15 protein-coding genes and 3 pseudogenes are annotated in these 25391 nt (G+C 46.9%); 6 read left to right on the top strand and 12 right to left on the bottom strand.

From position 1 onward, the window contains the following. The 3 genes and pseudogenes from AAC855_RS11740 to AAC855_RS11730 form a co-directional block, all read right to left on the bottom strand. Window positions 1-135: pseudogene (locus AAC855_RS11740) on the bottom strand (IS630 family transposase); the annotation flags it as partial. Between the two features lie 510 nt (window positions 136-645). Then, complete coding sequence (gene glyA / locus AAC855_RS11735) at window positions 646-1899, bottom strand: serine hydroxymethyltransferase (protein ID WP_340609796.1); 1254 nt, start codon at window positions 1897-1899, stop codon at window positions 646-648. Between the two features lie 586 nt (window positions 1900-2485). Beyond that, window positions 2486-3763: an HAAAP family serine/threonine permease gene (locus AAC855_RS11730; protein WP_422824377.1), complete on the bottom strand. Its 1278-nt coding sequence runs from the start codon at window positions 3761-3763 to the stop codon at window positions 2486-2488. Between the two features lie 670 nt (window positions 3764-4433). Between AAC855_RS11730 and AAC855_RS11725 the strand changes: the two genes are divergently transcribed. From AAC855_RS11725 to AAC855_RS11715, 3 genes and pseudogenes are all read left to right on the top strand, one after another. Beyond that, window positions 4434-5474 carry an IS5 family transposase gene (locus AAC855_RS11725; protein WP_340609792.1) on the top strand — a complete coding sequence of 347 codons (1041 nt, stop codon included), beginning with the start codon at window positions 4434-4436 and terminating at the stop codon, window positions 5472-5474. A 702-nt stretch (window positions 5475-6176) separates the two neighbouring features. Further along, window positions 6177-7120, top strand: a pseudogene (locus AAC855_RS11720) (IS630 family transposase); the annotation flags it as partial. Between the two features lie 101 nt (window positions 7121-7221). Beyond that, window positions 7222-8120, top strand: a pseudogene (locus tag AAC855_RS11715) (IS982 family transposase). 26 nt (window positions 8121-8146) lie between these two features. Here AAC855_RS11715 and AAC855_RS11710 read toward each other — a convergent pair. The 9 genes from AAC855_RS11710 to AAC855_RS11670 form a co-directional block, all read right to left on the bottom strand. Further along, entirely contained in the window at window positions 8147-9187 is a 1041-nt protein-coding gene (locus tag AAC855_RS11710) for an IS630 family transposase (protein ID WP_340609788.1), read from the bottom strand. Window positions 9188-9987: 800 nt separating this feature from the next. Next, the gene (locus tag AAC855_RS11705; protein ID WP_340609786.1) at window positions 9988-10905 is read right to left on the bottom strand and encodes an integrase domain-containing protein; all 918 of its coding nucleotides are present in this window, start codon (window positions 10903-10905) and stop codon (window positions 9988-9990) included. Window positions 10906-11801: 896 nt separating this feature from the next. Next, the gene (locus tag AAC855_RS11700) at window positions 11802-11978 is read right to left on the bottom strand and encodes a hypothetical protein (protein WP_273576479.1); all 177 of its coding nucleotides are present in this window, start codon (window positions 11976-11978) and stop codon (window positions 11802-11804) included. A 100-nt stretch (window positions 11979-12078) separates the two neighbouring features. Further along, window positions 12079-12504 carry a hypothetical protein gene (locus tag AAC855_RS11695; protein WP_340609785.1) on the bottom strand — a complete coding sequence of 142 codons (426 nt, stop codon included), beginning with the start codon at window positions 12502-12504 and terminating at the stop codon, window positions 12079-12081. Between the two features lie 886 nt (window positions 12505-13390). After that, entirely contained in the window at window positions 13391-14905 is a 1515-nt protein-coding gene (locus AAC855_RS11690; RefSeq protein WP_340609783.1) for a conjugal transfer protein TraG N-terminal domain-containing protein, read from the bottom strand. Continuing rightward, window positions 14902-15240: a hypothetical protein gene (locus tag AAC855_RS11685; protein ID WP_340609781.1), complete on the bottom strand. Its 339-nt coding sequence runs from the start codon at window positions 15238-15240 to the stop codon at window positions 14902-14904. Before AAC855_RS11685 ends, AAC855_RS11690 begins: the two co-directional genes overlap by 4 nt. Window positions 15241-15245: 5 nt before the next feature. Further along, a complete protein-coding gene (locus AAC855_RS11680; RefSeq protein ID WP_340609779.1) occupies window positions 15246-16685 on the bottom strand; it encodes an integrating conjugative element protein in 1440 nt (479 codons plus the stop codon). Between the two features lie 11 nt (window positions 16686-16696). Beyond that, on the bottom strand, window positions 16697-17665 hold the full coding sequence (locus AAC855_RS11675) for a TIGR03756 family integrating conjugative element protein (protein WP_340609777.1): 969 nt from the start codon (window positions 17663-17665) through the stop codon (window positions 16697-16699). Window positions 17666-17667: 2 nt separating this feature from the next. After that, window positions 17668-18054 carry a TIGR03757 family integrating conjugative element protein gene (locus AAC855_RS11670; RefSeq protein WP_340609775.1) on the bottom strand — a complete coding sequence of 129 codons (387 nt, stop codon included), beginning with the start codon at window positions 18052-18054 and terminating at the stop codon, window positions 17668-17670. A gap of 322 nt (window positions 18055-18376) precedes the next feature. Here AAC855_RS11670 and tssI point away from each other — a divergent pair, with 322 nt between their 5' ends. From tssI to AAC855_RS11655, 3 genes are all read left to right on the top strand, one after another. After that, window positions 18377-20449 carry a type VI secretion system tip protein TssI/VgrG gene (gene tssI / locus AAC855_RS11665; RefSeq protein ID WP_340609774.1) on the top strand — a complete coding sequence of 691 codons (2073 nt, stop codon included), beginning with the start codon at window positions 18377-18379 and terminating at the stop codon, window positions 20447-20449. A 94-nt stretch (window positions 20450-20543) separates the two neighbouring features. Further along, the gene (locus AAC855_RS11660; protein ID WP_340609772.1) at window positions 20544-20963 is read left to right on the top strand and encodes a DUF1795 domain-containing protein; all 420 of its coding nucleotides are present in this window, start codon (window positions 20544-20546) and stop codon (window positions 20961-20963) included. Between the two features lie 12 nt (window positions 20964-20975). Continuing rightward, window positions 20976-25376 carry an RHS repeat-associated core domain-containing protein gene (locus tag AAC855_RS11655; RefSeq protein ID WP_340609770.1) on the top strand — a complete coding sequence of 1467 codons (4401 nt, stop codon included), beginning with the start codon at window positions 20976-20978 and terminating at the stop codon, window positions 25374-25376. Window positions 25377-25391 lie beyond the last annotated feature (15 nt).

Below are 25391 nucleotides of genomic sequence, written 5' to 3'. Positions count from 1 at the left end.
AGCAATCATTTGAGCAGTCCAGCCTTCTGAAGCTAAAAGCACGGCTTTGATACGGTCACGGACGCGCCCATCACGAGTCGTATCGTGCATCAATTCAAGCGCTTCTTTTTGGGCATCTGTCAGGGTAATTTTCATGGCGCGATTTTGATCTGATAGGAATGAAAAATCAAGCATCTTCAATTGCGATGGGTATATACCGTTAATCCAATACCATACTCAAGTATCCTTCTATGGTGGTGCTCTTCGTTATTTCAGCCATACACACATTGATATTAGCCAGAATAGTAGGCCTATTGGAGAGAAAAATTCATATACTGAGACAGTGTATAGAATAGGTAAATAAGGACGTTTCTTGCATTCAGAAAACTGGACTTGAAGAAAATGGTAATTCCAATGTTAACATGAACCACCGTATAAGTAACCATATATACGGTGGCGTGATAGGATGGGTGAAATATGCTTTTGCCTTCTACTCTACTAGCATTGATAAACCTATTTTTCCTGTATGTTGGAATCCATTCCCAGAGAGAAAGTAGCATTCAGTATATATCATGACTAATAAATATACTTAGAAAGCATCCAAAATTACATCACCGAAAAAACTATTACACTGTGATATATTATCCTATATAATATATCACACTATTAAGAGTAAACTGGATATTTGGCACTAAGTTGTAAAACCATTTTCTTGATTTTATTTATCACAGCTTCATTATCAATATTATCCAATATCTCACAAATCCAATTAGCTAACTCTTTTGATTCTTTTTCTTTTAATCCACGACGAGTTATTGCTGGAGTACCAATACGAATACCGGAAGTCACAAATGGACTATGAGGATCATTAGGAATACTGTTTTTGTTAACAGTAATATTAGCACGACCTAGAGCAATATCAGCTTCTTTGCCTGTAATATTTTTATCTCTCAGATCTAAAAGGAAAAGATGATTTTCAGTTCCACCCGAAATAATTTTATACCCTTTATCTAAAAACACACTCGCCATTACTTTAGAATTTATAATGATTTGTTGTTGATAACTTTTAAATTCTGGTTCCATTGCTTCCTTAAAGGCAACAGCTTTAGCCGCAATAATATGCATCAATGGTCCACCTTGAGAGGTAGGAAAAATAGCTAAATTTAATTTATTATATAATTCATCACATCCTCCTTTTGCCAAAATTAACCCACCACGAGGCCCCGCCAATGTTTTGTGAGTTGTGGTAGTAACAACATGAGCATGAGGAACAGGATTGGGGTAAACTCCAGCAGCAACCAATCCTGCAACATGAGCCATATCAACGAATAAATATGCACCGACTTCGTCAGCAATTTCACGCATCTTTGCCCAATCAACAACACCAGAGTAGGCGGAAAAGCCACCTATAATCATTCTAGGATGATATTTTTTAGCCAAAGTACGTATATTGTCGTAATTAAGCCTTCCTTTTTCATCAAGACCATAAGAGATCGTATTATACAACTTACCTGAAAAATTAACCGGAGAGCCATGGGTTAAATGACCACCATGTTCTAAATTCATTCCCAATACTGTATCTCCTGGGCTTATTAATGCCATATAGACTGCTGTATTCGCCTGAGATCCAGAATGAGGCTGTACATTAGCATAATCTGCACCAAAAAGTTTCTTTGCACGCTCAATGGCCAGTTGTTCTATAACATCAACGTACTCACACCCTCCATAATAACGTTTTCCGGGGTATCCTTCCGCATATTTATTAGTTAGTTGCGATCCCTGCGCCTCCATAACTCTTGCGCTGGTATAATTTTCAGAAGCAATTAGCTCAATATGTTCTTCCTGACGAAGAACTTCTTTTTCCATTACTTGCCATAATTCAGGGTCATAACTTAAGATATTCATTTCGTATTTTAACATAAAACTTTCCTAACTAATTTAGTTATAAATTAATTTTTTGTACATTCGATTGAGAAATGTGGAAATCTTGTATCACTATTGATGATTATTCAAACTATGAAAATAACAATTTTATGCAATAAAAATCATTAAAAATACTCCGATAAAAAATCAACAAATCAACAAATCAACACTAAAGTTGAGTAAAAATAATCCTGACTGTTATTTGGCCCATCTGATAACACATCTATCAAGCGTGAGGATATACACTTATATTAGCAGAGATTATGTGCATAATTCCACCTTGTATTCATATAACAAAAACCACCTTAAATAAACCATTATAAAAATCATCATACTTAGTTTTAAATAGACCATACATGCTGTTTATTATTTACCCAATCAATTATTAAATTATATTTATTTCCAATATATCATTCACATTGCAAATACCATTAATTTTATAAATTTAGTGGTATTTATATAAATCCCATCACTAATAATGATAGAATGAAATTTATCTCAAAAAAATGCCAGTTATTTCCACTGGCATTTTTATATAATTATTAATAAATTATCATTTAGATATTATAAATTAATTATATTTTTACATTATTGAATAAACTGCTGCAGATATTGCAATTAGTCCTGTTACAACAACGAAGATATTGCTTTTCTTTCCAGCATACTTACTCATAGCTGGAACTTTATAAATAGCATACATCGGCATAATGAATAGAATCATGGCAATAATTGGCCCACCTAATGATTCAATCATTCCCAAAATGCTGGGGTTCAAAGTTGCAATAATCCAAGCACTAATTAGCATAAATAAACTGGTGACACGATTCAGTATTTTATGCTGAAGAATTTTACCTTGCGTGAGTAATGCTTTGTTTATAATACCATTTAATCCTTCACGAGCTCCCAAGTAATGACCTAGAAATGATTTTGTAATTGCAACAAAAGCAATAACCGGAGCTATATATTCTATAAGTGGAGCATTAAAATGGTTAGCTAGATAAGATAAAATAGTAATGTTTTGTGCTTTAGCTTCTGCTAAATTTTCAGGTGACAGACTCAACACACAACTAAAGACAAAGAGCATGACTGTCAACACCATCATAATATGAGCATAAGCTAAGATACGTGAACATTTTTTCTGAGCATTTTCACCGTACTCTTCTCGTTTTGCTACAGCAAATGCCGAAATAATTGGAGAATGATTAAAAGAAAATACCATAACCGGAATAGCCAACCACAGAGTAAACAGCAAGCCATGGTTGTTTGATGAAAAGAAAGAATTTTCCAGTGATAGAGTATCAAATATTGAAGTATTCCAGTGAGGAACCAGATATAAAGCAAGAAGCATCAGCACGGTGACAAATGGAAATACTAATAAACTCATAGCCTTGACAATAACTTGCTCACCAAAGCGAATAATGCTCATAACACCGAGAAGGAGTACTAGAGCTAGCAAAGCGCGAGGAGGGGGGGGCATATTTAACTGGTGAATGAGAAAGCTTTCTACCGTATTCGTCAGTGCAACACTATAAACTAGCAGAATTGGATAAATTGCAAAAAAATAAAGAGCTGTAATTAAAAAACCAGCAACTTTACCGAAATGTTCTTCTACTACACCAGTAATATCTTCTCCACTATTTTTGCTAGAAAGTACAAAGCGACACATTCCTCGATGTGCAAAGAACGTCATGGGAAATGCAAGCAACGCCATGATGAAAAGTGGAATTAAACCACCAATTCCAGCATTTATAGGAAGAAATAGAACTCCGGCGCCAATTGCTGTGCCGTATAATCCCAACATCCATATAGTATCGGATTTACGCCAAGCCATATCATTAAGGGCATTAGAATGTGTGATCATTCCTGATCGAGATGTTTCCACAATTATCTCCAAGATAATGTAATTAAGTAAAATTTTAACATAATTAATCCACTCATTAATTAAATGTATGGATTGAATTTTTTGTATAAAAAATAATATTCCAGATATTACTTTTGGGATTATTCAAACGAACCTATTACTAAACCAGAAAATTAATAATACTGAAAAATAAAATTTAACATCCTGTATTAATTCTTTACTTCACCTTTATTTGAAAAATATTTCTCTAAAAATTTTTGGAGAGAAAATATAATTTTTTTTAAAAAAACATATCGTGATCAACCTCTCAATTATTAAATTTATGTTAACGATGGGATTATTAACTGTCTTATATTTATTCATTAAAGATGTTTTTTAAACATTAATTTCATTATTATCACTACTATTCCTATCAATACCCCCCACTAGCAATAAAATCACCGTGAAATATCCCTCTCTATCAGTGTTGTCACCCCATTAACAACACTGATAGAGAGAAAAAACATGCTCCGTACTCCACCCGAACGTAAATTTATTGCACTGGCTAGATTGCTGCCAACTTACAACATGGACATCTCTACCGCTTGTACAGGGAACCTCTAAAAACTGTTCATAGCAGCCTAACAGAGTAAAATACAAACAGAACACATCTCTATAAGGTAATGCCATCATGCTCTTACCTCATTCTGCTTTGAAAAAAGACAAATTGGCGGCCGAATATCATCGTCAGAAAATAGATGAATTAGGCGACCCACTCCTTGCGCTTGATAAATATGTCGATTTTTTGGCACTCGCTGAGGCGGTTGACCGCGCGGTGCCCCGCATTGTTTCTCCTAAAGGCGGACGCCCACCGTTCCCCACGGAGATGATGGTTCGCATCATTATCCTGAAACATTTCCATAATCTTTCCGATGAAAAAATGGAATATCAATTACTTGACCGAATGAGCTGGCAACGTTTTTGTCGTTTGACCGATGTCATTAATATTCCGGATCGCAACACGATTTGGTGTTTCGAAAAACGTCTCGGACAAGAAGGGGCCAATGCCTTATTTGAAGAAGCTAAACATCAACTCTCCGCACAGGGATTCATTCCCCGCGGTGGTCAAATCATCGATGCCACGTTGATACCGGTTCCTAAGCAACGCAACAAGAAAGAAGAGAATGAACAAATCCGTCAGGGTAAAACCCCGGATAATTGGACGGAAAACAAACGCTGCCAGAAAGATACGGAGGCCACCTGGACAAAAAAACACGGCAAAAATTATTTTGGCTACAAACTCACGATTAATGTCGATGTCAAGTACAAAATCATTCGTCAAACCGCCACAGGAACTGCCTCTGCCCATGACAGCCAGTATTTTGAAGATGTTTTGGACAGGGCCAATACGAGTCGGGATATTTATGCGGACAAAGGGTATGCCAGTCATCAGCGTGAGCAGGCGCTGAAAAGACAAGGCTATCGTGTACATATTCAAAGAAAAGCATCACGAAATAACCCGTTATCAAACTGCCAGAAAGGGCGTAACAAGAAAATCTCGCGAACTCGGGCACGAGTAGAACATATCTTTGGTTCACTCACCCAGATGGGAGAAAAATTCATCCGGACGATAGGTCAACTGCGGGCTAATTTCACGATGATGTTAATGGTGACCTGCTATGATTTACAACGTTTGGTTTATTTTGGAAAATCGGGTATTCATGCCTTTTAATCCTTGAAAAAGTCAGAAAGCGTCACACTCAATAGGGTCAATTTTATTACGGATAGGAACAAGATTGATCTTATTTTTCATGGGATAGTTTTTAGAGGTTCCCTACAGATGATAGTCAGAAAGAAAACTCGTGCGTAGTGCAGACAAAATCCAGAACAATGGCCTGCTGAAGTTCAGCTGACTATCATTAATTGAAACTGAGACACTCAATGCGGCTGAACGGGCTGGGTATTTCCGTGAGCAAGAAATCTATCTTTAGCAAATTCAGTAATGGAAATAGGCCTTTTTACAGATGCCTGATCATGGTAATAAAACGGCGTTGAATCAGAGCCGAATAGGAATCAAAACAGCTCAACCGTAAACTGCTCCGTAAGGAAAAAGCCCTAACGGAGACGACAGTGATACTGGTTCTGAGAAAGATGTTGCAGCCCCCCTAGGAACGGAAAACTAGGGAGACTGATGGGTAATCAGTATCAGACCATGCTGGCAACGGCTAAATAACTTTTCATAATTATGAGAGTTTCATATTGCCTATCCCTTTCCATTAACTTGCTGAAGCTGAATTTAAAAAAAACTTAACTCTTTTGATGAGCATCCACATAAATAAGCTTTCAAAATAGTAGATCACTTGGAGGGAACTCAGTCCGATTTTTGCGATCTGATTAATCGCCAAATCAAAAAAATCCCAAAATGGACTGAGTAATGCGGATCATAGCACCAATCCCCCGAAGTGAACGACGTCAGATGAAAAAATTTATTCATAAAACCCGCGATAAAGATTATGCCCGCCGACTCATGGCACTCTTAATGTTACATGAAGGTCAGACCGTTTCTCATACCGCCAATCCCTTCATTGCTCACGTTCTTCCGTCCATCGTTGGATAAATTGGTTAACATTATATGGGCTGGGAGGATTAAAAAGCTTACCGAGAGGCAGGCCTGCTCGATGGAATTTAGCTCCGATTTTTAGCTTGCTGTCATTCTTATTATCACACTCCCCGCAAGATTTTGGCTGTTTGCGTTCACGTTGGAGTATTGAACTTATCACTCAGATAATCAATGAATTATTGGGTTCATTACTGTCAAAAAGTACCCTGTATCGCTACTTTTGTCAGGTGGGTATTGTCTGAAGAAGAGCGGCGCCTACCGTCAAAAAGTGTGATCCTGAATATGACGAAAAAATGGCAAAAATCACCGAAACCTTAACCAATGTATCAGAGCAACATCCTGTTTTTTATGAAGATGAAGTCGATATCGATCTGAATCCTAAAATCGGGGCAGACTGGTGTCTAAAAGGACAACAAAAACGCGTGATGACGCCGGGGAAAAATCAAAAGCACTACCTTGCAGGCTGCCTTGATATACGAACAGGTCAAGTGACCTATGTCTGTGGTATAAAGAAAAACTCTGATCTATTTATCAAAATGTTAGATAAAATTAATCGTCAGTATCGCCAAGCTAAAAGTCTCACGTTAATTTTGGATAATTATGGTATTCACAAAAGCCAGAAAGTCAGGGAATGGCTAAAACAACATCCTAAATTTAACCTGTTATTTTTACCGGTCTATTCGCCATGGCTAAATAAGATTGAACGTCTGTGGCAGTCTTTGCATGAAACCGTCACACGAAACCATTGTTGCCGATATAAATAACGCGATGCTCGACTTTTATGGTGAGTTGAAATGACATAGCCGCTCCTTTATAACTTTAAGTCGTCAAAAATAGAGAAATAAAGGAACAAAAGGCTATGTCACAGCAAGATTTTATCATTTGGGTGTTTTGTTGGGTAGATGACAATTTAACCCAGTTACAGCAAGGTAGGCGATTCAGAAGCCGGGGATATCCGCCTAAACTGAGCGATGCAGAAGCCATCACGATGGAAGTGGTGGGTGAATTTTTAGGATTTTCAACAGATAAAGGCATTTGGACGTACTTTAATCGCCACTGGCGCGAGTGGTTTCCGGGGCTGGGTTCACGCGCCAATTTCGCTAAACAGATTGCGAATCTTTGGGCTGTTAAACAACAACTGCAAGCAAAGCTGGCGAGGTTATTGGGCGCGCTCGACAGGCCGGTCCATATTATCGACGGATTTCCGCTGCCCGTTTGTGGATTCAAAAGAGCAAAAGGCTGTGCCAACTTCAAAGGACAAGCCGATTATGGGTACTGTGCTGCCAAAAACGAAACTTACTACGGCTTCAAAGAACATCTCATGATAGACGAAATCGGCGTGGTAACCGGGTTTACACTAACGCCCGCCAATGTCAGTGGGCGTGAAGCCACCTGGGATGTGATCGGCTCGATAAAAGGCTGTTTGCTGGGTGATAAAGGGTATTTAGGCATTGAATTTAAACAGGAAATGAAGGTGGAGGGTATTGAAATGATTACCCCGATGCGGGCCAATATGGATGATCCCCTCCCAAAAAAACGAGAAGGGTCATTAACGCCAAACGCCGTTTAATTGAAACCGTGATTGGTCAACTCGCCGGACAATTTGCTATCGAGAAGTGCTGGGCGCGGGATTTGTGGCATTTGAGTAATCGAATTACCAGAAAACTGCTTTCTCACACGTTGGGTATTTTTGCCAATGTTAAACAAGGTAAAAGTCAACGCGACTGGCTTCAACAAGCCAACGTTATAGGATGTTAAAGTCGAGCATCACGTTAAATAAGCTTTCATAATAACGATACACTCATTTTTCTCACTCCCGGCTGTTGCCCTGATGAAAAAGCGGTCATAAATTCTTTAACGCACGCTAAGAGTTGCCACATATACTGACAGCAATGATTCCGTGTGACGGTTTCATGCAATGATTGCCATAGTCGCTCTATTTTATTCAGCCAAGGAGAATAAACCGGAAGAAATAACAATTTTACTGTCTGGTTTTGAGTCAGCCATTTCTTGGCCAGCCGACTTTTATGAATGCTGTAATTATCCAAAATAAGGGTCAGCGTTTTGGCATGACGGTGACCTCTTTTTAACTCTTCTAACATATTGATAAATAGATGAGAGTTTTTCCTGTCAGAACCGGTGTAAAAAATTTCGCGTGTTTGGCTCTCAAAACATCCGGCAAAGTAATATTTTTGGTTCTTTCCCAGTGTGATAATCCGTTTTTGTTGGCCTTTAAGATACCAGTCTGAACCTATTTTAGGGTTGAAATGAATATCTACTTCGTCTTCATAAAACACGGAATGTTCTTTTGATGCCCCAAGTAATGCTTGGTTAATTTGCTTCATCTTCTCTTCATATTCCGGATCTTTCTCATGTAATGTTGGCGCGGCTCGCCGCCAAACGATCTGATTTTTGCAGAGAAACCGATAAAGTGTGCTGATTAAAAATTTTATCTGAATTAACTCGTTGAGTTGTATCATAAAAAGTTCAAGACTCCAGCGAGAGCGTTCATAAGCAAACTGCTGAGGTGAAATTTTCAGTAAATAAAAGAGAAAAGGTAAAAAGCAGGTGAAATTCCATCGTTGATGACGGCCTGAGGGCTTACTTTGCAATCCTAACCAACTATATGTTCTAAAATACTTTATCCAACGCCATACAGAAGACTGAGAGACACAGAGTGTTTCAGCGATATGGAAAACTGGCTGATCCCGATGAATCATGAGAATGGCGAGAATACGAATGGCATACTTTTTATCGTGCGTTTTTTGCACCATTTTTTTCATCAAACGTCGTTCATTACGGGGAATGGGTGGTAGGATAATCATAACTCAGTCCTTCTTTTTGCTTTTTTGTTTCTGGAAAATCCAAATTCGCAAAAATGGGACTGAGTTTCTTTGATACTCCTACCATTTTGAAAAGTCATTTAGACCATGGGTAGGTGAAAGTGCAAACTAAGATGGAGATGAAAATATTCTTTTCTCACACCACTATTTTAAAACCACTGACGCGCTGTGCTTGTCTTCTTCGAGCTACCGGGCTAATACATTAACCCAGTAGCTCGGAGAGCTGAAAAAAACATAACAATTACTATCGATTATTTTTATATAACTGCACAGATTTTCATGGGATAACGGGGAAAATGACATATTTATTATATATTTCATTATATTACTCTATCTCATATTATCTCAGTCTATCCGTAACATCATGCCACTACTTAAAATCATTTAAAATTCAATAAATTATAACCTACCAGAGAAAAATCTTTTTCGGGATAATTTCCATTGCCACGATATCACTTTATTTGTAATCACCTAATGTTATGGGATAGCGCGGGATAATACTGGATAATTAAAACAACTATAACTATCTGATATATTTTAAAATAAATTTTCGACAAAAATCATCGATACAGCAGTAAAAGTAAAGTTCTTCTAAATTATACATGCCTGAGGATCTCCACTATTTTGTTTTCTTTAGCAAAAATTTTGATCGGGCCTCAAGCACTTTAGTTCCCTTCTTAAGAGAATATCAGGTTAACATATGAATAATCGCCTAAGACTCAAGCTTGCTTCGGTTATATTCCAATGACCAGAGCAGCAGACCGTGTGTGCTCCAATACAACTTATTCGCCCTCAATATTCTGGTAGTACACCTGCTTAATATAACGTCCGCGCCCGTCACCATGCCCTAAATCCATTGATGCTAATGCCAGCGCTTCCCGCTCACTAAAACCCTGCGCCTTGTAATATTCACCAGATTGCTGTGCAAAATGGTAACGCATACTGTGCGGGGCATTCTTACCCGTCAATCCTGCTCTTCTGACAATATAACGGTATCGGTCTATGGCCTGAGTGATCGTGGGTTTATCAATCAGTTTGCCACCCCGCTCTGCCTGTTCTCGCTCGGCGTAAGCAATGGCATGTTCCAGCGCTACCCGATCCAATATGGTCGTCTGTCGGGGCCGTCCTCCTTTGGTACCAAATATCACCCGTACAGAAGTCTGCTCATTTTTCAGTGCTTTTTTCCAGGTGGCTAAGGATTTATAGGCTTCCACGGCTTCTTTGGTACGCAGTCCCAGCACATAGGCCAATTGCATCACCGCCGCCACATTCCGGTCTTTTTGTTCGACCTGCTGAAAGATTTCGCTGAATGCCGCCGGTGTCAGCGCCGTTTTTGTGCCTTTTCGGTCGATTTCAGCAATACCGAGTGCCCGGTTGCTCAGGCGGGTATTATCGGGATCAGCTAGCTTATGCTTTCCAGCTTGCGTTAACACACCTCTCAGCACGGACATTTCATTTTGCAGGGTTCGGTGGCTAATAGAATTGACCTTTCTCTCTGCAATATAGCGCTCAATATATTTCGCTTTAAGGCTGTCCATCTGCCGGAGCTTGATCCCGCTATCTTTTAGAAAATTAAGGAACAGCCGGGCAATACGCTCACGATCTGCCACCGTGACAAAACTCCCGCCCGACTGTCGGGCATGGGTAATAAATGTTTTCCTGAACAACTCAATTTTTGAGCGTGCTGATTTCTGCGCCATTCCCGCCTCTCTTGTCACTTTTTCTCTTTTTTTATCGATTTTTTAAACAAGTCTCTGCGTGTCGGTTCGGGTTCACCGTCCATGGTGCGTCAGATAATGTGTAGCAGAGTGAGGTTGTGTTGAGTTATTGCAGGAGCTCGCGATGTGCTAAGCACAGCGATGGAAGGCTCCCCGTTCAGTACCTGATTAATCAGGATGAACGCCTCATTACCTAAACGTGTGTCATATCTCCTTCTTTTACTGCATCAGCCTGTTTTAAGGCAGTGAGTTGAAAATCAGTCTGGCATTCGTTTATAAATCAGACGAAACACACGTTAATGGTCTGTTTTGTGTGGTTTCACCGAGTAATTCAGGGTTCAAATCGGTCAGAAAGACAGATCCTATGCGCTCTGAGCGTTGATGCCCGGCGACGTCACTTGGTAATCGCTGCGCTTCAACACAAGTGACGCCGCGCAATATTCGGGACGTTTACCGTGATGAACTGAAAATACAGATAAATGTTGTACTGATGAGAATAGTCTCATTCAGCGTAAGACAGGGTTCGTTTTACCCTGCTGTGTGAATAGCCGGTGATGAGTAATACCGGGAAACTTTCATCCTCAAACGGAGGGTTGGGTGTCCGGGGATATCTGCTTCCAAAAGTGCGCAGATGTACCGCATTGTAATGCTCTCCCTTGCAGGCTACGGGAGTTTTGATGTCGCCGCTTCACGCTGATCCTTGCAGGCGATAGATCATGAGTAACAGTTAAATACCTTATAGGTTAGGCTGAGTGAGGTCAAACTTTTGTCCGATATTAAGGTAGAAAAGACCGTACCATGCTTTTTCTTGATAAACATAATTCCTCGTTTGTTCATCCTCCCTTGATGCAGCTTTGTGAGATACCCTATACCCTGATTCATTCAAACCTCGGACCAGTGCACCCAGCCAGATCATCGACAACACAATAAACAACGCCTCCCTTCCCCGTCATTAAATCGTCCTCGGTATTCTGACAGCCTGCTGGATTCAACAGACTGTGGTTTTCTGAACCGTACAGGGCGGCCAGCAGAAAACTGTTTTGCCGGTGAACCACTTTCCACCAGAAGATAAGAAAATTCAGCGCAAAAATCCTAACATCAGGGTGAATACAGTCTTAAATTCAGAGTCCGTCACCTATCAGGAACACGGCTTCCTCAGACTTTAATCTCTAACGGGGATTTATATTTAATGCCGGTTAATTCTGGCAATTCGACATATTTTCCTGTCGTGAGAAAGAGATTTCTGCGCCTCAGATTGTACAGATGAAGACAATGCTCACACATATCAACCACATTCACCGGATTTTTGATTGCCTTGAGTGTCCTGACTGCGTATTTACCACACCGGCACCGTACAACATAGATAGCACTGTTTTTATGGTTCCCCCGTTGTGATAAAGGGCGAACACCTAATACAGTAAAAAAACCATATTCATAACCCTGAACCTGCATCAGTATGTTAATTAAATTGAGTTCTCTTTTATGTAAACTCAAATCATACGTCGTTTTGTAAGGAAGAAAATGACTGGAACGTTTTTGAATTTTCTTTTTCTTATCATTTTTATTGCTATCACTTATCACTTTTCCTGAATCTACTTGAGAATATATTAAGTTTTTTTCAATTTAATCCTTTTCATTATTAATTCAATAGCGAAAAAACTAAGATCAATAGATAGTTCAAATCCGAAGCTGTGTATTTCCATCATCATAAACGGCGAAGCCTCGATGGTTTCAACCATTGAGGCTTCTATAAATCGTCTACTACCATAAACAAGAGAGTTTATATCATAGAACATGTCAAGTATAACGCAATTAGTCTAAATCATGTTGCGTAAAGTGACATTAAGTTATTCCATTTTTTGTGATATATCTCATGAATATTAAGTCAATCAAATTACAACGTGGAATATAAAAATACAAAAAGCAGATATCACCCACTCGAATTAAAAAAGTCATAAATGAAATCAATAATACATCTTCGTTAAATAGCTTGCTAACCCGTGCCGTCAAAAATATTTATCTAACCTTTATCCACTGAAAAATAAAAAACAAAATAAAAAGTAAAGTTGAACATTAAGTTGGATTTAGCCATTTTTATTTTCATTATCATAAATAGCAAAGCCTCAAGAGCTGCAACCCTTGAGGCTTCTATATTAAATATCGTCTACTCCCCTAAAGAGAATACCGATATAAACAATGATATTATAGCGCGTTAAATATAAGCCACATGAAATCAAATGGCGCTCAATCATTGACGGTTTTGTGATGTGGTTCATAAGCATTGGCGTGTTTATGTGAACATAAAATCCCAATAAAGAAGAATATTAATTAAAATATTAACGTAACAACATGACTTATTTTAATTATCAGAACCATTATTAATAGAATGAAATAAAGGCAAATATCACATTCAAACTCAACTTAAGGAACAGCACCCTGCCCCTTAAGTTTTAAAAAGAGCATCTGATTACTTTCCTTTGGACATCATCTTCTGCATCACCATCTGCCCGAACATACCCGCAGATTGCCTGACCTGCCCCACGCCCTGGCTCATCATACCGGCCACATCCCCCATGCGTACCCCGGCCCACGCTAATGCCCCCAGCCAGACCATCGGCAGCACAATAAACAGCGTGCCCATCAGTAGCCCCATGATTAAATCATCCGAGGTGTTCTGAATGCCGGCCAAGTTAAACAGGCTGTGAGTGTCTGAGCCGTACAGCGCTTCCAGTAAATGGCTGTCCAACCAACGTGCCAGTTCCCACCAGAAGGTCAAAAAGTTCAATGCGAAAATCACAAACGTCAGCGTAAAGACGGTCTTAAATTCATAGGCCGCAAACAGCACGATCAGGGGTATGAGGATATACAACGCCATCAAAATCACCGCCTGCATCATCGGCAACGCCTGGCGTACCGCATCGAACATCGGCATACTGAGTAATCCACCCAATAAAGCCCCTGCGGAAGTGCCGATTCGATTAGCGCCATCCAACAAGGTGGGATCGGCATTGCCGCCATAGCCTGCGTAGACATAGCCCTCCTGAGAAATCGTCAGATTCACCGGGCTGACCAGACGGCGGATCACCGCTTCCTGATAAGCCGACGTGTTTTTACCCAGTATTTTCAGGGTCGCTGACAGGCGCAACCACACCCCCGGATCGGCCTGCGCCAGTACCCGGTCTTTCAGACCGGTTTGAGCGGCTGACCACCAGGCCTGACACGTCGGATAACCATTCGGCCCGGTATACGGCCGCCCGTTATCCCGGCTCTCCTGCCACGGAAAATCCGCCCGTGGGAGGCGGGATTGCAGCGTCCGGTAATCCCCGGCTAAAAACGTCCGGCTACCCAGCCAGCCGATATCATTCAGGATAATCGGATCGGTGGTGTGTTCCCGATCGCGTTGTTTCCATTGATAAAGCGCTAAAGCATAGCAATCGTGGGTAAAATCCTGCAATTCCGCCGCCAGAGCCGGATTACTGATGTGGGTGTGCTGCACGTCAAAGCGCAGTTGCCGCAGATCCGGCCGGCAGGGAATGGATGCCACCGCCGCCTGTGTCAGTCCCTTGGATAACCGGTGCACCACCGCCCACCAAAGCGGCACAGCCGCGGTCTGGTTGTTCAGGCTGGATATTACGGGTGCATAGCCACTGTTCTCCGGCGTTTGCGGTGTCCAGGTGCCACAGCTTTTGGCACGGGAAGTATCGTACTGAAGGGTGGTCAGGCTGACATTGACCAGCGGCACACAACACACCACCATCACGAAGAACGCGCCGTACAGGGTGTTTTCAATCCGGGCCAGCGATTGTAACCCGGCCTGACCGTCTTCTTCGCCACACTCCCGTACTTTCAGCCAGACCGCAATCACTTTTACCGCTAACGGCAGCGTAAACAGTCCAGTGGCAATCAGAATATGCCACAGGCCATTGTTGATGACCCAGCCAAGTAGTGTCAGAAAATATTCCAGATAGCTGTTGGCCGTCATCGTGTGCCTCCGGTATTGCCTGACAGGGCATACTCACCCAACAGGATAAACAGCAGGCTGACCACCATCATCCGCATCAACGCGGCGCGGTATGCCGGCAGATGTTTTACCCTTTGCCAGGTTTTCTGACCGCCCCAACCCAGTACCGCATACAGGCCTAACCGCCAGATTAACCAGACTCCCCCGGTTTCGGTCACCCAGTCGTGAATGCGGTGAAGTTTTTCTGCCTGATGCAGCCCGACCCAGCCTGCCGCTACAGTAATGACCATCATCACAGCGATAGCCAGTAATAACACCGCACCTTTTCTGAATACTGAATGCTTCTCTGCTATCATTCGCCTTACCTGCGCTCACGATTGGGTGCTTCCAGCTGATAAAAACGCGCATCCGTGCTGTCCGGCACCTGTTTTTGCGGGTGCATGTGGATGCGCTGGGTATCCCGCTCAATAATGGTCAGGATGGCATTACGGGACAGGGCCTGTTTCAGCTGCATTTCATTCTTCAGCGCATTGATTTCCCGGTCCAGCGAGGCAATCCGGCGTTCCCCTTCGGCCAGCGCTTCTGACTGTGCCGCCGCATTGGGTTCAGACATGCCGGTGATAAGCATCCGCCGCATCAGTAACGCTGTTTCTACGGTTTCCGCCATCGCCAGCTCCCCCGCTAAACGGCCCGTCAGGGCAGCTTTGTCCGGGTCACGCTGCAATGCCTGAATGACGCCTTTGGTCACCGTCAGACTGCCGGTTTTCAGTTTCGCCAGATTGACCATCGTCGGTTTTTCCGTGCCACTGACCAACTTCACCAGTTGTTCCGTATTGGTTTTAGTATGCTCCTCCAGCATCGGAGCAAAGCCCGTACCCGCCACGGTGGTGCCCGGTTGGTGTTTCTCGCCGCCACTGGTGCAGTCTGCCGCCTGAGCACAGGTACGGATGACCCGGTCGCCCAGCACACGGACCACCGCGTCGGCCGCTTCTTGTGCATTACTGAATTTACGGCAGGCACCGCCCTCACATTTCAGGGTGCTGACCGACGACTGGCTCAGCACCGGCAGCTGATTCATCATATTAAAACCGGCACTGGCCAAATCCCGGGTCGGGCGAATGGCACTCTGTCCCTTGCCGCCCAGCCGCTGGCCGCCAATCCACGGATGCCCACCGGCACCGGTTGCTTTGCTGCCGGCGTTATTGACACGCACCGCATCCCCATCCCCGCCGTTAACCAGACTTTTGTACTCCTGCAAAGCCGCCGACTGTGTCCATTTATTATTCTGCGCAAAATCCATCATTTTATTGGCCATCGCCTGACAATTGAACTGGGCTTTGTCGAACGCCACATTGGCCTGTAACACCCCGTTGGTCAGCATGTCATACAGCCCCGGATTGGCCCGCTGGATAATCATCGCCGGCAGGCTGGCCACGGCACCGGTTGCCCCCTGAATCACATCGCTCATCAGGTTCTTGAACCCGGCCGTAATCCCGTTCAACTGATTGCTGACCGTGGCTTTCAGGTCAAAATTGCCGCACATCAAATCTGAGCGCCAGCCCAGCTCCAACCCGCCAAGTGTGGCAGAGCCACTGCGACTGGCCGGTTCAGAAATCACCGAACCACCCCCCAGGGTATAGAACAGCGTATCAGACACCGCACCGCTGGCGTCTGCCCCATAACCCAGCGCACTGCGGTTCACCTGCGGTAATGTCAGGGATAATCCTGTGGCGTTAGCTTGCGCAGACGCGATGACCAGTCCACCGACTATCAGCCATAACGCGTTTTTTTTCATTATCATTCATCCCTTGTTCAGATATCCGTACTGCTGAGAAAATGCTGTCCGCGCCGCTGGCAACAACTGTAAGGCTGCCACAGGGCATACGCCTGATTGCCATTGATTGCCGCCGTGTGCTCCCCGTCCGGAAACACGGCGCAGGACTGACTTAACGTCGGTGATAACCGCTGCCACTGGTGATTTTTGGTGCCGGTATTTTCGGTGACCGGTTCCGGTGGCCAGTAACCCGCAGTACGGGAGCCTTTCAGAGTCTGATAAACATGGGGTTGCCCGACACGGGTAATGATATCTGCGACCCGTTGCGCGACCACGGCCGAGGCCTTGTCATCATCAGTCTGATTAATAAACCCTGAGCGCGGATAAATATTGCCCCACATAGTGGCGTCCATCTGGCGGCCCAGTTCTCGCTGACCGGGAATGAGGGCTTCCGGATAGAACGATTCCGGTAGACCTGAGCGCCACGCTACCGTATCCAATGTACTGAGAAAATAAGGCACCAACGGGGTGGCGGCACTGCGACACGAATAGCCGGGGATTTGTCCGCCAATCAGGTTAGTTGCCGGATGTCCGATGGCATCGGCATATTTGAAACGCAGACTGGTACGTCGTTGCCCGGCAATCTGGACATTATGATTTCCCCCGCCGGCGTTCAGGTGAGATAACGCCCCGCTCACGGTATTTTCCACGCCACCGGAAAGTTGACTGACCTGCGCCATTTCTGTCCACGGATTGCCACCAGATGCCTGATACGTGGACACCACCACTTCGGGGAGGTAATGGGTCACCTTCACCGAGGTTTTCACGGTACAACCGTGCAGGCCACAGAGCAGCCAGTAACAGAGGCCACTGACCCGCCACTGAATACAGGCGGGAGAAAGACTGCCGGCAACAATCTGAGCCGTATTGATGGAAGCCTGTGCCACCGGGGAAAATGCCGTTATCAGGGTAATGAGTGCAGGAAACGTCACACGTTGAAGACTCATGATTAATATTGCTCCCTGAGTGCGCGGGCTTTTGCCACATCCGCCGTGCCATACACCACCTCCCTATCATCAAAGACCACGGCCGGATACTTCTGCACACCGGATTGCCATGCCTGTACCACGGCACGGTAAGCCTTAATGAGTTGTTGTTCCTGCTGGCGCCATTGCGGTGATTGCAATATTGCCTGCGCCTGCTTTGTGGCTTGCCGGGGATCGACAGAGAGTTGATCGAAGACTTGTCTTTGCTGTTGCTCAGCACCATCCAGCCAGACGATGTGACTGTCCGGTGTCAGATTCACCGGCGGATGCTGACGGTCAGTATACACCACCGTGCCCGCACTCCCTGCCCCACTCCATCCCAGCAAAAACACTAAATACAGCTTTTTCATCCTTTCCGCCCCGGTTGCAAACCCTCAGACCAGCGTGAAGCAAGCCACAGTAAAAGTCAGCCCGTAACTGATTTTCCGAAAATGAAAATTAACGCCCCGATTCGCTGAGGCATTTCCGACAAGCCAAGGTAATAACAGCCCGGCTTAACCGGATGACAAAATTTGTTATGAACTTAATGAAAAATATGCCGATAAAACAATCAGCCCATCCTCATAATGAGCAAAAAAGCAGGCATACCGAATGGGCTTTGCCTGTCCCGTTTCTGTCCGGAAACCGGGTGGAGAACAACAAAAAGCCCATGACAATAAGGAAAATGACACCATGTCAATGAAAAAACACCTGACAAAATTGCAGCAGGGACAATCCCTGTTGGAAAAAGGTAAACAGGCGGCAGGACTGCTGGGGGGTAGCGGTGCCGCCGGCCTGATGAAGAAAGGAGGTCTGACGACAGCCGGCGGTTTTGCCGGTCCGCCCGGCGGTGGTCAGGGTCTGGCACAGCAGGCGGCAGTCGGACACAATGCCGCCACCAAAGCCCTGCAAAAAGCCAGCCAGTTGCTCAGTGGTGGCGACTCTCCCAGTGGCCTGCAATTTACCCTGACGGCCGGCGGTCTGGCACCAGAGACCTTTGTCGTCACGGATTTTACCCTGAACGAGCATTTTTCCCAGCCGTTCCAGCTGGAAGTCGGGCTCGCGAGTGCTGATCCGGCCATCGACTTTCCGGCCGTACTTGACCGCTCTGCTACCCTGACTATCACACAGGATGGGATTGAAAGCCGGAGTATCACCGGGATCGTTGCCAGCTTTGAGCAGGGTAATACCGGATTGCACCAGACTACCTACCAGATGAGTATTCGCCCGGATCTGTGGCGCACCACCCTGCGTCAGAATTCGCGTATTTTCCAGCAACTGAACATTGCGGCCATTATCACCACCATTCTGAAAGAGCACGGTATCCGTGATGTCGTCTTCAGCCTGCGCCATACCCACCCGGAACGGGAGTTTTGTGTTCAGTATCAGGAGAGTGACTTTGCCTTTCTGCAACGGCTGACCGCAGAAGAAGGTATCTTCTACTTTTTTGAATGCGGTAACGGGCGTAATACCCTGGTGTTTGCCGATGATGCCGGCTCTGTCCCGCCGGGCATCGTGCTGCCCTACCAGCCGGGTGACACCAGTACGCTGGGAGAGCCGGCAGTGAGCCACCTGACACACCGGGCACAGGTCCGCCCGGCCCAGGTGCAACTCAAAGACTATACCTTCAAAAATCCGGCCTGGCCGGCCGAATTCAGCCAGCAGATGAAAGAAGACACGCTCCAGCAATTGTATTACGAACATTACGACTATCCGGGCCGTTTTAAGGATGAGGCACACGGTAAGGATTTTACCCGCTACCGTCTGGAGGGACTGCGCAACAATGCCGTGACAGGACAAGGCCGTGGTCATGCCATTGCGATCCAACCGGGACGGTTATTCACCCTGTACAACCATCCGCGTGAAGACCTGAACCAGTCCTGGCAGGTGGTGGGCGCCAGTCATGCCGGCAACCAGCCTCAGGCACGCGAAACTGCTCACAGTGGTACAGGGACGACCCTGAACAGCCAGTTCCACTTTATCCGCCATAACCAGCACTGGCGTCCGGCACCGTTGCCGAAACCGGTCATCGACGGCCCACAGATTGCCAAAGTCGTGGGACCTGCGGGAGAAGAAATCTTCTGTGACCAGCACGGGCGCGTGCGTCTGCAATTTCCGTGGGATCGGTACGGCAAATCCGACGACCAGAGTTCCTGCTGGATACGGGTCACCCAACCCTGGGCCGGTCAGGGCTGGGGGATGCTTGCTATCCCGCGTATCGGACAGGAAGTGGTGGTGGATTTTCTGCATGGCGACCCGGATCAGCCGATCGTTACCGGCCGCACCTACCATGCCAGCAATATCCCGCCGGGCGGACTGCCGGGCAGCAAGACCCAGATGGCATTCCGCTCCAAAACCCACAAAGGCGAAGGTTACAACGAACTGCTGTTTGAAGATGCCAAAGGCAGTGAAAAACTGTCACTGCACGCGCAGAAAGACATGGATACCACCGTCCTGAATGACCGCACTACCCGCGTAATGCACGACCATACCGAAAGTGTCGGCCACAATCAGGCTATCAGCGTGCGGGCTGACCGGCATAAAGAAGTGGTCGGCATGGAAGTGAGCAGCATCGGGACACGGCAGGTCACCGTAGAAAAAACCAGCGTCCTCAGCGTCAAAGGACAAATTACTATTCAGTCTACCGAAAGCGGTATCACCCTCGGCAACACCAAAGGGAGTATCGCGATTGATGCCGACGGCAATATCCATATTACCGGTAAGACCGTCATTGTGAACGGACAAGAGGTTATCACCCTGAACTGAGTCCGGGCAGGCCAACAATAAGACTGACACCCGCTCAGCCGTATTTTGCGGCGGGCTGAATATCAATGACGTAAAAAGAGTGAAAAGGAAAATTATGAGCACACAACCCTATCAGATGAACGAAGGTATCCTGACCCTGCCTGCCGGCTGGCGTGATGAATCGATGCACGTGTTTGTGCTGCCGGATGACAGCGGCGTCAATCTGGTGATTAACCGCACTCCGGTGCCGGCAGGCACGGACAGCGATGCGTATTATGAACAGACACTGGCCCAGTTTGTCACCCACCTGCCGGGGTATCAGGAGCATCAGCGACTGCAAATGGAACTCAGCGGTGACACAGCCTGGCGGCTGGATTACCAGTGGCAAAGTCCGGAAGGGGAAATGCACCAGACGGTGGTGCTGCAAATCCGGGGCAGCCAGTTATTGGCATTTAACCTGACCTCGCCACACCCCTTTAATAGCGGACAGCGGACAGCCTTACTGGCCGTGGTGAGCAGTTTTCAGGCGGCATAAGGAGAGGCTGATATGGGATTAGGTGATGAGATTATTACCCGGATTGCCCGGGTCGGGGCGACCCATGCCCGGCCGCCCCTGCCACCCGGTGGTGGGGCCAGAGGGCCGGCCGCCGCACGTCAGGGCGACCCCATCCAGCATAAGAGCTTCTTTGGTGCCCTGATGGGGGCGGTGGCCGGTGCCCTGATTGGTGCCGCGATTTTCGGGGCCGTGGGGTTACTGGTTGCCGGCACCGGCGGGCTGGGGGCGACGCTGATTGTGGCCGCCGCCGGCAGCGGATTAACCTACCTGGCCAGCGATGCCATTGCGGCCGCCAGCTCGGCCGTCACGGACTTTATCGACAGCTTCGGCTCACCGGACGGCGTGCTGGACAGTGGCTCCGGTAACGTCCTCATTGAAGGCAAACCCGCAGCACGGGCCACCGTCGATATGGCAGCGTGCAGCAAACACCCGGCACCGCCCCTGATAGCACAGGGCAGTGAATCCGTGTTTATCAATGGTCAGCCGGCGGCGCGGGTCGGCGACAAACTGGTCTGTGGGGCGGCCATCAAAGCGGGGGCAAGCAAAGTCTTTATCGGCTCCGGGCAGGGGACTTACCTGGAGATTGAAGAAGAGTTCTCCGGCTGGCAGCGGGCGTTACTGGTGGCGGTGGAATTTCTGGTGCCCCCGACACGCGGGCTGCTCAAAGGGGTCGGCAAACTGCTGACCAAAACCGGCCGACAGGCGCTGCTGGCCGGCGCAAAGCTGGGGGCCAAAAAAGCCGGTAACGTACTGAGAGGTAAAACCCTGAGCTGTGCCAAAACCGCGTTTAAAGCCAATAAAGGGGTCAAGCGTTTCACTCAGGCCACCAAAAAATTCTTCACAGGTGACCCGATAGACGTGACCACCGGCAGCCTGTTTGACCAGCGCACCGAATTTGAACTGGGCCAGACAATACCCCTGACCTTTACCCGCAGCTGGTCACCGGGAAAGCGGGGACTACTTGGCGAAAACTGGCTGGACAACTTCTCCGAGGCCGTTATCGTGACCGGCGACCGGGTGGAAATCCTGACACTGGAAGGCGCTTCCCTGCATTTCGCCCTGCCCCACAGCGTTGACCACAGTATCAACCCGGAGCACCCGGAGTTTACCCTGAGCCGGCAAAAACAGGGGTTCGTCCTGACCGAGCGCAATCATCCGGTTCGCAGATACTTCACCCGGTTAGCACTCACAGAAGAAAATACGGTACAACGCTGGTTACTCACGGAACACCGTGATCCCAATGATAATGCCGTGCGTTTTCACTATAACGACACCCATCAACTGGAAAAAGTCACTCACAGTGACGGTCCGACGCTGGTATTGCTGTACCGCGAGGATGGCCTGCTGGCTGATATCCGCCGCAGCGACAGTGGTCTCAGTGACGTGTTGGTGCGCTATGACTATCACGACAATGGCTGGCTGGCGGAAGCGGACAGTACCCAGCAATTTCACCTGTTCTATGAATACAATGCTCAGGGACTGATTAGCCGCTGGTCGGATGGCGACCAGACTACCGTCGATTATACCTATGATACGCAAGGCCGTTGCGTCCACAGTGTCGGCAGCGGAGGCTATTACCCCGTCCGGCTGGACTATGAAGCCGGTATTACCCGTTCCACCACGCCACAAGGGCATACCACTACCTGGCATTATAACGCCGAACAGCAGGTCACTCAGGTCGAAACCCCGTGCGGTCACGTTACCCGGTATGAATACGATGACTGGGGCAACCTACAACGGCAGATCCTGCCGGAAGGGCAGGTTCTGCAACTGGATTATCTGGCGGATACCGGACTGGTTACCGCATTTACCGATACCGGCGGGGCAGTGTGGCAGTATCACTACGATGAGGATGACCGCCTTATCAGTATGACCGATCCGCTGGGGCGGGTCTGGTGGCAGCAATACGATGATAAGGGCCAGGCTGAATGTTTTATTGCCCCGGACGGCAGCAAAACCACCCTGATCCGCAATGCGTTCGGGCTGGTGACGAAGGCCGAAGATGACGAAGGCAATCAACGAAGCTGGGAATACGATGACCATCAACGGCTGACACGGCTGTTTGACGAAGAAAACCGCAGCCTACGGCTCGGTTACGACAGCCATGACCGGTTACAGAGACTGTCATCAGGCGGCGGAGCCTTATGGTTGTGGCAATATGACCGCCATCACCGTGTTGCCTTAAGTGACCGTCCCAACAACAGTCTGGAGCGCTTCCGCCATGACCGCCATGGTAACCTGACCCGGTGGACAGATGCCCGTGGCGTGGAATGGCAGATTGAATACGGCCCGTTTGACCTGCCTGTCGGACGTGTCGACGGAGAAGGTCACCGCTGGCAGTACCGTTATGATCCGGACAGCCTACAACTCGTTGAAGTGATTAATCCGCAAGGGGAAAGCTACGGTTATCAGCTGGATGCCGACGGCCGGGTGATCACGGAGACTGATTACGCCGGCACCCAGTGGCATTATGCCTATGACGGTAATGGCAACTGTACCGAAAAACGGGATGCGCTGAATAACATCACCCGCTATGACTATGATGCAGGCGGGCAGATGACCGCGATGCACACGCCGGAAGGCAGTACCACTTACGCTTACGATATACTGGGCCGTCTGCTTGAGGTGACGGCACCAGACGCCGAACCGCTGACCTTTGAATACGATGACAAAGGCCGCCTGGTCAGAGAAGTTCAGCTTTATGGTGAAATCCGGCGTGAGTATCCCGACAGTGCCACAACAGAACGAACCCTTCACCTGCCCGATGGCCGGCGCTGGAAAGCCGGTACGAAGGTCAATAAGGTGGGTGAGCTTAACCTGCTCAGTCTCAGTGGTGAACAGACACTTTCGCTTGAACGGGATGAAGACGGGCACGAATGGCACCGCCAGTCAGACAAGGGTTTTATCCTGCGTCAGGAACACTCATTGATGGGACAACTGACGGCGCAGCGGGCCGGACGCAATACCGAGTTTTTTGCTGCCCATGAAGTGGCGGATATCCCCCAGCCGACACTGGCGGGACTGGACCGGGAATATCGTTACGATGCGGCACTGAATCTGGTGGCTGCCAATGATGAACGGCAATGGCTGCGCTATGTGGTCAACGGCAACGGTCAGGTGACTTCGGTCAGTGACGGCGACCAGCTGCGGGAGCATTATCAGTATGATGCCTGCGGTTACCCCGCCCGTCGTTTTGATGGTCGCCACGATATTGATAACGAGCGACTTTACCAGAAAGGACACCGGCTACGACAAGCAGGTCAGCATCTGTTTGAATACGATGATGCTGGCCGGATGACCGCCATGCAGTTGTGGCAGGAAGGTCATCGCCCACAACTGACCAAGTTCCGCTGGAACAGCCAGAATCAGCTTACCGGGCTACAGACTCCGGGCGGCCAGCAGTGGGACTATCGATACGATGCCTTCGGGCGGCGCACCGAGAAAATCTGTGAACAAACCGGTATGCGCACCACCTATCTGTGGGACGGCGATGTGCCGGCCGAAATTCGCGAATACCGGCATCACCGGCTGTACAGCATCCGGCATCTGGTCTTTGACGGCTGGCAGTTGCTGGCGCAACAAATCCAGTTCTTCACCCCCGACCCGGAAAACCGCAGTGAACTGATGGCGGGGGAAATACAAACACAATATGCCGTGTGTGCTCCGACGGGAGAACCGCTGGCATTGTTTGACCCGCAAGGCCACCGTGTCTGGCGGCAGCCACAACAGAGTCTGTACGGCCTGCGTCTGAAAGCTGTGGGCGAACATGCTGAACTAAATCCAGAAATGCAATTCGCCGGCCAGTGGTTGGACGACGAGAGTGGACTTGTCTATAATCGCTTCAGGTATTTTTCACCTGTTGCAGGACAGTACCTGACACCAGATCCGATTGGGCTTCTGGGTGGGGAAAACTTGTATGCCTATGTGCAAAATCCAACTGGCTGGATAGATCCATTAGGATTAGCATGTAACAACCCTAATGGATATAAAGCTGGGGATGTAGACTTACATGGCAATTTGTCTCCGGGCGTAAATAGAGCACCAGGTCACAGTAATACTAAAGCTGATAATCTTGTACAGAGTCACCACCCAATACAGGATCATTGGGCTAAGAAACGCATCAAAGGTTATAAAAGGAATTCAGCGCCTGCCACATTATTACACTCATCTTCGGGAATGCCACATGCTCAAATCAGTGCGGCACAAAGAACAAGACGAGCAGAATCCGGCGGATGGGACAAAACGCTAAAAGAAGAATTCAATATAAGTTATAGAGAGATGATTGATGCTGGCGTACCTAAAGCTCAAGCAAGGAAATCTCTTGTTGATGCTTATAAGTATTTTGATGGGCTTAGGGGCGCTAATAAAAACAATCCATTCTTTAATATTTAGGTTTATCAAGAGGAA

The sequence above is a fragment of the Xenorhabdus bharatensis genome, assembly GCF_037996705.1.
Lineage (GTDB): Bacteria > Pseudomonadota > Gammaproteobacteria > Enterobacterales > Enterobacteriaceae > Xenorhabdus > Xenorhabdus bharatensis.
The sequence above is the reverse complement of the archived record's forward strand: the minus strand, read 5'-3'. Positions and strand labels throughout refer to the sequence as shown.